This is a genomic window from Neobacillus drentensis NBRC 102427 (assembly GCF_001591445.1).
GTDB classification, from domain to species: Bacteria; Bacillota; Bacilli; order Bacillales; family Cytobacillaceae; genus Neobacillus; species Neobacillus drentensis.
Genome location: NZ_BCUX01000010.1, coordinates 13,982 through 26,717 on the forward strand (window position 1 = coordinate 13,982; position 12,736 = coordinate 26,717).

Annotated in this window: 10 protein-coding genes; 1 reads left to right on the forward strand and 9 read right to left on the reverse strand. The window is 42.7% G+C overall.

Annotated elements, in window-relative coordinates; genetic code table 11:
• Positions 1 to 30 precede the first annotated feature (30 nt).
• The 6 genes from narJ to BDR01S_RS06335 are packed head-to-tail and all read right to left on the reverse strand — an operon-like array spanning position 31 to position 6,882.
• Positions 31 to 633, reverse strand: a complete 603-nt coding sequence (gene narJ / locus BDR01S_RS06310) for a nitrate reductase molybdenum cofactor assembly chaperone (protein ID WP_066255058.1) — start codon at positions 631 to 633, stop codon at positions 31 to 33.
• Positions 630 to 2,132 carry a nitrate reductase subunit beta gene (gene narH, locus BDR01S_RS06315; RefSeq protein ID WP_066255060.1) on the reverse strand — a complete coding sequence of 501 codons (1,503 nt, stop codon included), beginning with the start codon at positions 2,130 to 2,132 and terminating at the stop codon, positions 630 to 632. Before narH ends, narJ begins: the two co-directional genes overlap by 4 nt.
• The gene (locus BDR01S_RS06320) at positions 2,122 to 5,805 is read right to left on the reverse strand and encodes a nitrate reductase subunit alpha (protein ID WP_066255063.1); all 3,684 of its coding nucleotides are present in this window, start codon (positions 5,803 to 5,805) and stop codon (positions 2,122 to 2,124) included. Before BDR01S_RS06320 ends, narH begins: the two co-directional genes overlap by 11 nt.
• Positions 5,795 to 6,082, reverse strand: a complete 288-nt coding sequence (locus BDR01S_RS06325; RefSeq protein WP_066255066.1) for a hypothetical protein — start codon at positions 6,080 to 6,082, stop codon at positions 5,795 to 5,797. Before BDR01S_RS06325 ends, BDR01S_RS06320 begins: the two co-directional genes overlap by 11 nt.
• Positions 6,083 to 6,100: 18 nt before the next feature.
• Positions 6,101 to 6,412 carry a hypothetical protein gene (locus tag BDR01S_RS06330; RefSeq protein ID WP_066255068.1) on the reverse strand — a complete coding sequence of 104 codons (312 nt, stop codon included), beginning with the start codon at positions 6,410 to 6,412 and terminating at the stop codon, positions 6,101 to 6,103.
• 38 nt (positions 6,413 to 6,450) lie between these two features.
• The gene (locus BDR01S_RS06335) at positions 6,451 to 6,882 is read right to left on the reverse strand and encodes a hemerythrin domain-containing protein (RefSeq protein WP_235846499.1); all 432 of its coding nucleotides are present in this window, start codon (positions 6,880 to 6,882) and stop codon (positions 6,451 to 6,453) included.
• Between the two features lie 202 nt (positions 6,883 to 7,084).
• Between BDR01S_RS06335 and BDR01S_RS06340 the strand changes: the two genes are divergently transcribed.
• A complete protein-coding gene (locus tag BDR01S_RS06340) occupies positions 7,085 to 7,540 on the forward strand; it encodes a S1 domain-containing RNA-binding protein (RefSeq protein WP_066255074.1) in 456 nt (151 codons plus the stop codon).
• A 125-nt stretch (positions 7,541 to 7,665) separates the two neighbouring features.
• On the opposite strand, the gene cysI is transcribed toward BDR01S_RS06340, so the two are convergent.
• The 3 genes from cysI to ftsZ all read right to left on the reverse strand — a co-directional run bounded on the left by cysI (position 7,666) and on the right by ftsZ (position 12,688).
• Complete coding sequence (gene cysI / locus BDR01S_RS06345) at positions 7,666 to 9,384, reverse strand: assimilatory sulfite reductase (NADPH) hemoprotein subunit (protein WP_066255076.1); 1,719 nt, start codon at positions 9,382 to 9,384, stop codon at positions 7,666 to 7,668.
• Positions 9,385 to 9,408: 24 nt separating this feature from the next.
• Positions 9,409 to 11,229 carry an assimilatory sulfite reductase (NADPH) flavoprotein subunit gene (locus BDR01S_RS06350; RefSeq protein ID WP_066255078.1) on the reverse strand — a complete coding sequence of 607 codons (1,821 nt, stop codon included), beginning with the start codon at positions 11,227 to 11,229 and terminating at the stop codon, positions 9,409 to 9,411.
• 304 nt (positions 11,230 to 11,533) lie between these two features.
• Positions 11,534 to 12,688: a cell division protein FtsZ gene (gene ftsZ, locus BDR01S_RS06355; protein ID WP_066255082.1), complete on the reverse strand. Its 1,155-nt coding sequence runs from the start codon at positions 12,686 to 12,688 to the stop codon at positions 11,534 to 11,536.
• Between the last annotated feature and the right edge of the window lie 48 nt (positions 12,689 to 12,736).

Consider the following 12,736-nt stretch of genomic DNA (forward strand, 5'->3'; position numbering starts at 1 on the left):
AGACTAGCTTTGAAGTAACTGAGTAACTTACTATCGATACATTACAGGGTAGGGAAGTTCATCCAAATCAGCTTCCTCACGTTCATTTTCCAAGAATGCAATTTCCTCTTTTTCCGGTGCTGTAAAGACAAACATCATCAAAAGGTCAATGGCATTGTGATATGGATTGCTGCCGGGAAGATTGTTTAAAAGCCTATGGATGGCATAGGACAGACGGCGCGTCAGCCTGATAATATTTTCTTCCCCCGGTGCCACTGCCAAAAGTTCCAATAACATCGGGATATAATCAGCCAGTTCCTTCCCCTCATATTCAAAGCCTGCTTCGCAAATGAGCTTTTGTAATTTAATTAAGGCGGCACCACGTTTCCGACTGTCTCCTAGCTCATGTGCGGTTAAATATAGACTCGTTTTTTCCTTATAATCAAATGTTTCCACATAAAGTTCTTGGAGTTTCTTTTGTCCCATTTCAAATAATGGGGCAATCCTCTCCAAAATTTCCATCCGCTGTGCTTCTATATGAATCTGTTCATTGACGAATTTTTCAATGATTGGGCGCTCTTCAAAAAATTCATCATTTGGATATTCCAAAATCCGGGACATTATTACTAAAAGGGCGGAGGATTCATTCGTCATTGACTTTCACTTCTTTCATATGGATATGTCGTCATTCCTTCAGCGGGGGCTATATCTTCAATGCTGCAGGAACCCTGCTTATAATGTAAATCGCCATCCATTTCACGGCGGCCGGTTGGAATAACAAATCGTTCGTTATATTTGGCCACGGCAAGTAAGCGAACCATCTCTTCTAGCTCCTCCGGTGTTGTTTTCGCTTCTTCTAAAAGCTTGCTGACCTTCAGCTTATCGGCCCCGCCCACCGTTTTTTCACGCATATGAACACGCATGGCTGCCATTTTTAATAGGACTCTGCGGATTACATCAGTGTCGTCTGCAGATAACAAGGATGCTAAGTACTCCATTGGAATGCGCATTTGATCAACAGCCGGTATATAACCATCGGCACATAACTCATTTGCATTGGTAATATGATTCATGATTGGGCTGAGCGGCGGAACATACCAAACCATTGGTAATGTCCGATATTCCGGGTGAAGCGGCAATGCGATTTTCCACTTTATCGCCATCTTGTATACTGGGGATGCCTGTGCACTATCAATCCAGGAATGATTGATACCCTGTTTTTCCGCCTCCTCAATGACTTCAGGGTCAAAGGGATCTAGAAATACGGACAGCTGTGCTTCATACAATTCCTTTGGGTCTTCAACAGAGGCAGCTTCCTTTACCCTGTCTGCATCATATAATACAACTCCGATATAGCGAATCCGACCCACACAGGTTTCCGAACAAATCGTCGGGAGTCCTGCTTCCGTCCGTGGGTAACAAAAATTACATTTCTCGGCTTTATGGGTATTCCAATTGTAATATACCTTATGATAGGGACAGCCATTCTGGCAGAAACGCCAGCCCCGGCAGGCATCCTGGTCGACCAGGACAATTCCATCCTCATCCCTTTTATATAAAGCACCGGTAGGGCACGAGGCCACACAAGATGGATTAAGACAATGCTCACAAATTCTTGGCAAATACATCATAAATGTCTTTTCATATTCCATCGCAATATGTTCCTGAACCTTTTGGACATTCGGATCCATCGGTACCACAGCACTGCCTCCCGCTAGATCATCATCCCAGTTAGGCCCCCATTCCGGTTTATCCATATACTTACCGGTAATCATCGACTTCGGTCGTGCCACCGGTAAATTTTCTTTCTTCGGGCTATTATGCAAGTGTTGAAAATCGTACGTCCATGGCTCATAAAAATCGTCCATTTCAGCCATATTGGGATTGTAAAAAATATTTGCCAGCTTGGATATAGGTCCCCCTGCTCTTAAATGTAATTTTCCATTTCGCATGATCCAGCCGCCCTTGTAACGGTCGGTATTTTCCCATTCTTTGGGGTAGCCGGGCCCTGGTCGTGTCTCCACATTGTTATACCAGACGTATTCCATCCCTGGGCGGTTTGTCCAGACATTTTTACAGGTAACAGAACAAGTATGACAGCCAATACATTTATCAAGGTGCATGACCATTGCCACTTGTGCTTTAATTTTCAAGCCAATCGACCTCCTTTAATGGTCGGACAATCGTCAATGTGTCCCTCTGACTTCCTGTGGGTCCATAATAATTAAACCCGTAGCTTAGTTGTGAATACCCGCCAATCATATGGGTGGCTTTTGGGTATATTCTCGTCACGCTGTTATGTGTTCCACCACGCGTTTTATTTATGGTGTTACCTGGCACGCCCATGGTTCGATCCTGCGCATGATGCATATAAACAGCCCCGCGCGGCATCCGGTACGTTAATACAGCTCTGGCGACAACAACACCATTTCGATTGTAAAGTTCAATCCAATCATTATCCTTAATGCCGATTTCTGCCCCGTCCTCTTCATTCATCCACACAACCTGCCAGCCCCGGAATAACTGAATCATATTGGTTGTATCCGTAAACATGGTATGAATGCCCCATTTTTGGTGGGGAGTCATATAGCGAAGCGTGATCGATTTCCCTTGATTCTCCACTTCCTTTTCACCTTTAATAAATGGGCCCTTAGAAATTGGCGGGATATACAAGGGAAGTCCCTCACCATAATCAAGCATAACCTCATGATCGAGATAAAAGCTTTGCCGTCCTGTAAGTGTATGCCATGGAATATGGTATTCCTTATTTACCGTGAACGGCGAATAGCGACGATTATCATTTTCCAGGCCACTCCAAACAGGTGTTGATATCGCTTGGCGCGGCTGGATTGTTAACGCATCGAGCGTATAATCCTCTTCTTCGCGACCTTCTGAAATATGGGCAAGCTTTTTACCCGTTTTTTCCTCCATCGACTTCCAGCCTTCAACCGCCCGTTTTCCGTTGGTGGCACCGGACATTAACAGGATGGCATTGATTGCCTTTTTATCAGAATATAAATCAGGATAGCCCATTCCGATCCCTTCATGCTTGGACGTTCCAAGTCGACTGAGTAATTCCTTGTACACTTTATCGCCTGGAATACGAACACCCTTTGTTCCATATCCGTTCTTAATATTGGGCCCGACCGTGATCCACATATCATAGACATGAGGATAATCCCGGTTTAAAATCGTGAAGTTTGGCATGGTTTTCCCAGGAATTGCCTCCACTTCACCCTTCCGCCAGTCTTTTACTTTTCCAAATGGCTGGGCTATTTCATTAATCGTATCATGTGCAAGTGGTGACATGATCAAGTCTTCTTGGGCAGGAAGATGTTCCTTAGCAAGTTCGGAGAAAACCTTTGCTATTTCTCGGAATGCATCCCAATCACTTCTCGTTTCCCATGGAGGGTTAATCGCCGCATTAAAAGGATGCACAAAGGGATGTAGATCCGTGCTGCTGATATCATATTTTTCATACCAGGTCGCAGCAGGCAAAATAATATCTGAAAAAAGTCCTGAACTGGTCATTCGGAAGTCCATACTTACAAAAAGATCGGTCTTACCTTCTGGCGGCGTTTCGGTAATATTCACATCTTTTGGCTGCCACGAGTTTTCAACCTCTGATAGGACTGAATCCTTTGAGCCAATTAAATGTTTCACAAAGTACTCGTGGCCCTTTCCACTGTCACCAAGCAGATTCGAGCGCCAATTAAAAAACACACGCGGAAAGTTGCGCGGGTCATTCGGATTTTCAATCGCAAAATCAAGCTTTCCTTCTTTTAGCTGCTTCGCCACATCTTCAATCAATGCAAGGTCATTAACCGTGCGTGATCTCGCCTCCTTCATCACTTCCAATGAATTTTGGGAGAGCTGTGGAAAGCTTGGCAGCCAGCCTAAACGTGCTGACATCGCATTAAAATCAGCAGGATGCATTTTTGCATAATGGCTTCCCCAGTCCGTTTGTGAATCGTTTGCATCATATTCATAACGAAATTGTTCGGTAGCAAAATAAAAGAAGGATGTCCCGTTCATAAAGCGCGGCGATTTGACCCAATCATTCGCAAACGCAATTTGCGAAAATCCTTCCAAGGGACGGACCTTTTCCTGGCCAACATAATGGGCCCAACCGCCGCCATTTACCCCTTGCGAACCCGTTAATAAAACGAGATTCAAAATCGACCGATAGATTTGATCACTGTGGAACCAGTGGTTTGTGCCGCCGCCCATCGCAATCATAGATTTTCCTTGCGTCCGGGCCGCGTTATCAGCAAATTCTCTGGCCACCTGGATTACGTGTGCTTGATTCACACCTGTAATACTTTCCTGCCATGCCGGTGTATAGGGCTTATTTACGTCATGATAATCAACAGGGTAATCACCTGGAAGACCTCTGTTTACCCCCGTATGGGCAAGCATCAGATCGTAGACAGTCGTAACGATTAGTTCATTTCCAGATTGGTCCTTAATACGCTTTACCGGAACACCACGTTCGCTTTTTCCGCCCTCTGTTTCAGCAAAATAAGGGAATTCAACCATTGCTACATCATCTTTTTCATTTAATAAGCTAAGCTGGGGACTAATTTGTGATCCATCTTCGGCCGCCAAATCTAAATTCCACTTGTTACCTTCATCCCATCTAAAACCTTGGCTGCCGTTTGGAATTGCAAATTTCTTAAGCTTTTCATCCCAGACCACAGTTTTCCAGTCACCTAATTTATCTTCTTGGTCTGAAATATCAGATGCTCGTAAAAAACGATCGGATCGATAGCTGCCATTCTTTTTCGTTAACGTGACAAGAAAGGGCAAGTCTGTATATTGTTTTGCATAATTACTAAAATAGGGTGTTTCTTGATCCACATAAAACTCCTTTAAAATGACATGCGTCATTGCCATCGCAAGGGCCCCATCGGTTCCAGCCTTCGCCGGCAGCCACATATCTGCGAACTTATCATATTCCGCATAATCAGGACTTACACCGACTACTTTCGTTCCGTTATAACGTGATTCCACCATAAAATGGGCATCAGGGGTTCTGGTTTGCGGGATATTCGTTCCCCAAATGATGAAATACTTTGAATTATACCAATCTCCACTTTCAGGAACATCCGTTTGATCCCCCCATACTTGAGGAGATGCAGGTGGAAGATCGGCATACCAATCGTAAAAGCTTAAAATAGTCCCTCCGATTAATGATAAAAATCTCGTTCCACCGGAATAACTGACCATCGACATCGCAGGAATGGGACTAAACCCAACAACACGGTCCGGGCCATATTTTTTAATTGTATAAATAGTCGAGGCTGCAATCATCAGACAAACGTCTTTCCACGTGCCCCTGACAAATCCGCCTTTACCACGAGCCTGCACATATTGTTCGCGTTTTTTCGGGTCGGTCACAATATTTTCCCATGCTTCAATAGGGTTACTGGCCCGGGTAAGTTCGTCTTGCCACAATGCATACAAATCCCCGCGAACATACGGGTATTTCACACGAGTGGGGCTATATGTATACCAGGAAAAACTGGCTCCACGCGGACAGCCCCTTGGTTCATATTCCGGGAAATCATCACCAGTTGACGGATAATCCGTTTGCTGAGTTTCCCAAGCGATTATCCCATCCTTAACATGAATTTTCCAACTGCAGGAGCCGGTACAGTTCACCCCGTGTGTCGAACGAACGACTTTATCATGCTGCCAGCGTCGTCGGTAGACCTCCTCCCAATCCCGGGGACGAGGGTTTTCCTCTGTCCACCCCTCATTGATTCGTTCCCCGCGCACTAAATGTTTAAGAGAATGAAGGAGGTTATTTTTTTTAGACTGCATCGCTGTCATCTCTTCCTCTCAATAGATCTGCTAATGGGTTAAACTCTTCACCTAAAAGTCGAAATGATTCTTTCCCACTTTGTAACTCTTCCAAAAAGATATCCCAATTGGCTGCATTTGCAGCTGCAAGAATTAGCCTCTGCAACGTATTCATATCATCTATTTCATAGATTTCTTGAATCATTCCTCCAGATAGTTCCCCAAAGCGCATTCTAAGTACTGCAATTAAATCCTCCCGATCATCGACAAGTAAATGATCATTTTCAAATGAAAACAATGGTCCCGTCATCTCCTTCTACAGTTTAATCATTTTATAATAATCCGAGATTAACAGTGACTTACATTTCTCAGCTGCTTCTTTAAAAAAATGTACCACCTGTTCATCGGGGTTCATCGCTTGTTCAAAGCTAACATGCGTTGAAATAGATTGCGAAAATGATTGCGAAAATCTTAAGGTGATATCAAAGCCTGTTTCATCTTTTTTGACTGTCCCGTGGAAATCGTAAGGATGGATATGATAACTTGAGAATATATCGGTTAATTGTTTAAATAATACCGGTGCCGCAAACCGTAATAACTTTTCCTCGAGTTCCTGTGGATTACTCATTTTCACCCTCATTTCCTGTTTTACCTAAATTTCCCTGCTTATTTTTCTCCGTGGTTTAGAAGTTTATTCATTTCATCTGCATTATGGATTTCATCAATGATGACAAGACTATCTAATAAAGTAACCATCCGTTGGTCGGGCTGTTGTGATTGAAGCCTATTTTTCAAGGTTTCTACAATCCTGCGCATAAGATCATGATCTCGTGTTAACTGAATCACAGTTGAGATCATATCTGGATTCTCATCAACAATATCCTTATATAACCCTTCCTCTTCCGCCTCCGCATGTTTCAATGTTCTTGATTCCCAGTGTTCAATCGCTACCTCGATCACCTGTAATGCTTTTTCCGTTTCATTATCTTCTAGACATCTCTGAAATAATTCTCTTAACTCAAGTGCCTCATTGAGTGCTGCCTCATGAATGGATGAATGAGCATCCCGTTTTCTTAAACTTGGACCTGACAAAATCACTTCACTCCTTAATTGCCCTCATATTTTTTAACTAAAATATGGTAATCTTTATATTCTATTCCATAACACTCATCATTAAACTTTGGAATTTAAGAACGTTTCAAAAAAAAGGTGGCAGGCACTTCAGGAAAGAATTGATATTATCCCTATCTATTTGTTATAATGAAGTAGTTGTAACATTATTGAGGAGGAACATTTTTTTATGTCAATCGAGGTAGGTACTAAGGTACAAGGTAAAGTAACAGGCATCACTAGTTTTGGGGCATTCGTAGAATTGCCTGGTGGAACAACAGGGTTAGTCCATATCAGTGAGGTAGCGGATAGCTATGTTAAAGACGTTAATGACCATCTTAAAGTTGGCGACCTAATTGAAGTAAAAGTAATTAGTGAGAAGGACGGAAAGACTGCCTTGTCCATCAAAAAAGCTATAGATAAGCCCGAAGGACAAACCTCGTCTTATTCCCAACGACCACCACGTCAGGGAAGAGTAGATAGCCGTTCGAAAGATTTTCGTTCAAAAGGCGGCAGCACTTTTAAACCTAAAGAAAACTTTGAAGACAAAATGGCTAAATTTTTAAAGGCTAGTGAAGAGAATCTATCCACCTTAAAGCGCAGCACTGAAACAAAACGGGGCGGCAGAGGCGGAAGACGCGGATAACTGTAACGTTTTTAATACATCAACATATAGTGAAAGGCAAATATGTTATTGACATGTTTGCCTTTTTTATTTTCACTTTAAACAGCAAAAAGAGACAGGAAGCCCCTGTCTCTTTTTAAATTTGATTAATCGTGAAAATTGGTTCCATCAGTCGTAGCTTTGATGATTTCTGCACGAATGACAAAATCACCGAAGTGCTCACCATCTTCACGTTCTTTCGCATAACGAGAAAGTAAAACATTTAGTTCGCTTAATATTTTTTCTTCACCGATGTTCTCAAGATACATCTTGCTTAAACGGCTGCCATCATGAGCGGCGCCAAGATACATGTTATATTTTCCAGGTGCTTTCCCAATAAAACCAATTTCCCCTAGGGCATGGCGGGCGCAGCCATTCGGACAGCCAGTCATGCGGATGGTGATTTCCTTGTCGCGCAAACCATTTTCTTCTACAATGGTATCAATTTTAGTGATTAATGATGGTAAATAACGCTCTGCTTCCGCCATCGCTAAACCGCAGGTTGGAAAAGCTACGCATGCCATGGAGCTGCGGCGCAACGCTGAATAATGCTCCCCATCAGTTAAGCCATATTGCTCAATAAGTTCGATAATTTCCTTCTTCTTCTGAGTGGAAACATTGGCTATTATTACGTTCTGATTCCCAGTTAGATGGAAATCACCGGTATGAACCTTTGCAATTTCACGCAAGCCGGTCTTAAGCTTGTAATCATTGAAGTCAGCGATTCGTCCTCCCTCAATAAATAGTGTGAAATGCCATTTACCTTTTATGCCCTTAACCCATCCATAGCGGTCACCGTTATGGTCAAAATGGTAAGGTTTTGCTTCATCTAAACTCCAGCCAAGTCGATGTTCGAGTTCCGCCTTAACATTTTCAAGACCTAGTCGGTCGACCGTGTACTTGAAACGAGCGTTTTTACGAACAGAACGGTTACCATAGTCCCTTTGAATCGTAATCGTTTTTTCGGCAATATCATATAACTGTTCTGGTTTACAGAAACCAATTACTTTTGCAAGCTGCGGATACGTAGCTGTGTCCCCGTGTGACATTCCCATTCCGCCGCCAATCGCCACATTAAAACCGATTAGTTTTCCATCTTCTACAATCGCAATAAAAGCGAGGTCCTGTGAAAAAACATCAATATCATTTCCAGGCGGCACAGCAATACCAATTTTAAACTTTCGAGGCAAGTATAGCGGGCCGTACATTGGTTCGATTTCTTCCATGTCCGGTGTCCCTGCAACTTTTTCTTCGTCCAGCCAAATTTCGTGGTACGCTCTTGTCCGGGGCAGTAAGTCATTACTTAGCTTTTTTGACCATTCATAAACTTCGGCATGTATCTCAGATTGGTACGGATTTGAAGAACACATAACGTTACGGTTGACATCACCGCATGCGGCAATGGTATCCATCAGTGCATTATGAATTCCCTGAATGGTGCTTTTCATATTCCATTTTAAAATCCCATGCATTTGAAACGTTTCACGAGTAGTCAGTTTCAGTGTTCCATTACCATATTTATCTGCAAGCTCATCCATAACGAGCCATTGATCAGGCGAAGCAACTCCGCCAGGCAGGCGGACACGCAGCATAAACTGATACGCAGGCTCAAGTTTTTGTTTGGCACGCTCATTACGCAGATCACGATCATCCTGTAAGTAACTGCCATGATGTTTCATAAGTCGGTTATCATCTTCAGGAATTCCTGCACTTATTCGGTCTAGCATTACTTCTTTCAGTGTTCCCCGCAAATAATTACTTCTTTCTTTAATACCTTCTACATCACTAGGCGGGCCTTCAGGCGCTTTTAAAATTTGATTAACCATGGTGAAACTCCTTTCCATCCCAAATCAGTATACGTCACGCTGATAACGTTTTTGCTGCTGCATCTCAGCAAGATATTCTCCTGCTTTTTCACGGCTCATGCCGCCTTCTTTTTCAATGATCTCAATTAAAGTAGTATGGACGTCATGCGCCATGTGTTTTTCATCTCCGCAAATATACAGGTGAGCACCCTCTTGAAGCCACTCAAATAGCTCTTTACTATGCTCTAGCATGTGATGCTGCACATATACTTTTTCAGCTGTATCACGAGAAAAGGCCACATCCAGTTTCGTTAGCACACCTGTTTTCAACCATTTTTGCCATTCGGTTTGATAAAGGAAATCCGTCACAAAATGCTGGTCTCCAAAGAACATCCATGATTTTCCTTCCGCTCCGATTTCCTCACGTTCTTGCATAAAGGAGCGAAACGGTGCTGCACCTGTTCCAGGACCAACCATGATGATTGGAGCGGCTGAATTTTGTGGCAGCTTAAAGTTTTCGTTATGCTGAATGTACACAGGTACTGTATCGCCTGGCTGCAAACGTTCCGAAGCTAAAATAGAACAAACGCCTTTTCGTTCACGTCCGTGTGCCTCATAACGGACTGCACCAATCGTTAAATGAACTTCTTCAGGATTTGCTGTTAAGCTGCTCGCTATCGAATATAGACGAGACGGCATCTTTCGCAAAATGGAGACAAATTCTTGTGCTGCGCCGATCCAAGGTGTAAAATCACGCACTAAATCAAGTAAATCGCGACCTTCAAGGTACTGTTTTAATTGTTCTTCATTCCCCGCTGCCAGAAGGTCCTGCAACTTCTCGTTTGCAGAAAGCGGTGCTGCCTTCTCAAGGAGTGGTTTGGTCAAAGTAGTTATTTCAAAGTGTGATAGGAGCGCATCTTTAAGTAAAAGAACTTCTCCCTTTTTACTTACCGTTACTTGTTGTTCTGGATCCCAGTTCATTTCTTCCAGAAGTAATTGAACAAGTTCAGGATCATTCGCCGGGTAAATTCCAAGACTATCTCCTGGTTCAAATGTAAGCCCGGAACCTTCGAGTGATAATTCGAGGTGTCGTGTTTCTTTATTCGAGCCTCTCCCGTTCAGATTAATATTTTCTAGCACTTCAGCTTTAAACGGATTGGTTCTGGAATACGTTGACTCAACAAGTTGTGATGCCAGTTCCGATTCAGGAACAGCGCTACCGCCTTCAGCTTCATTTAAGCCGTTAAGAACACCAGCCAACCATTCGGCTGCAGGCTCATCATAATCAAGGTCGCAATCAAAGCGTGGATAAAGCCTTGTACCACCAAGTTCCCCAAGTCGTGTATCAAAGTCTTTACCCGTTTGACAGAAAAACTCATACGAGCTGTCTCCCAGCGCCAAAACGGAGTAACGAAGATTTTCAAGCTTTGGAGCCCGCTTACTTTTGAGAAACTCATGAAATGACAATGCATTATCCGGTGGATCACCTTCTCCATGGGTACTCGCGACAATCAGCAGGTTTTGGACCTTTTTTAAATTGTTAGCTTTAAAATCGCTCATCGACTGGATTGTTACTTGAAAGCCTTCTCCCTCAAGTTTTTTGCCCGCCATCTTAGCAAGACTCTGAGCGTTACCGGTCTGTGAGCCAAAAAGAATGGTCACATCTTTTGAAACAGTTGGGGAAGTAATCCCAACAGGACGATCTGCCACTTGGACATTTCCTGATCCAGGAACCGAAGCAAATTGGGCCGCTGCCAAAAACCCGCTCAACCAGACTTTTTGAGATTCTGTCAAGGTAGGGAGAATACGGTTGAGGAGCTCTGCCTGCTCCTGATTAAAAGGACTGTTCAATACTTGAAGTTGCACCAAAATCCACCTCACAAAGGATTATTATCGTGATCATTTATTTATCATGACTTTTTTAAAAATCTAACAATACAAACTTTTCAGTCAAAAAATGATTAATATAATAATAGTTTTACTATTCCTATAAGTCAAGTCGGTTTTAATGATTTAATCCATTAAAATCAAATTAAAGTTGTTGAATCTTAATGTGTTATTGACTATTATCATATTAAAAAAAAAAACGCAATGGAGCTGTGCACAGGACATTATCTTATTTATTCGGAAGTCCTGTGAACACTCCTCACGTCGCAGATTTTTAAAATTTCTATTTATTTCTTTTATTTCGATTTCGTAAAAATGTCGGAATGTCGAGAGAATCCTCTGGTTCCTGCCCATATGAATCGTTTTCATATATAGGTTCTTCATGCCTTACCTGTTCATGTCGCGGTTGTTCATGCCGAGGTTTGGACACTAATTGTGATCTTTCCTTTGAAGGTTGGGCAGATTTGGTAATCGTTCGTGTATGCTTTTCTTCAAAGCCCGTTGCAATGACGGTGATCATGATCTCATTTTTAAAATTTTCGTTAATAATTGAGCCAAAGATCATATTTAATTCTTTATCTGCTGCAGAAGCGACAAGGTCGGCTGCCTCTTGAACCTCATAAAGACTTAAATCTTTCCCACCGGTGATATTCATGAGGATTCCTTGTGCCCCATCAATCGAAGTTTCTAATAATGGACTAGAAATAGCCTTTTTTGCTGCTTCAACCGCGCGTCCTTCTCCTTTGGCAACTCCAATGCCCATTAAGGCTGTACCTTGATTGCTCATAATCGTCTTCACGTCTGCAAAATCCAAATTGATTAAACCTGGGACAGCAATTAAATCAGAAATACCTTGAACACCTTGGCGAAGGACATTATCCGCTTCCCGGAACGCTTCAATCATCGGTGTTCTTTTGTCAACAATTTGCAACAGACGGTCATTTGGAACAATAATTAACGTATCCACTGCTTCCCTCATTAATTCAATCCCATTTGCAGCATTTTGAGCGCGTTTACGTCCTTCAAAACCAAATGGACGAGTAACCACACCAATTGTCAACGCCCCAATCTCGCGTGAAATTTCAGCAATCGCTGGTGCAGCGCCAGTCCCGGTACCACCGCCCATTCCAGCTGTAACGAAAACCATATCCGCTCCTTTTAGTACATCCTCCAATTGCCTTCTGCTTTCTTCAACCGCTTTTCTGCCGACTTCCGGATTCGCGCCTGCCCCTAATCCTCTTGTCAATTGGGCACCAATTTGCATTTTGATTTCTGCTTTTGATAAGTTTAAAGCTTGGGAATCTGTATTTACCGCGATAAACTCAACACCTTGAACTCCTCCTTCAATCATACGATTAACGGCATTGTTCCCTCCGCCGCCAACACCAATTACTTTAATTCTAGCAACTTGATCTATATTCATGTCAAAATCCCACATATTAATCCTCCTCATCCAGCGTTTATTGCTTCATTATTTTAAAATAAT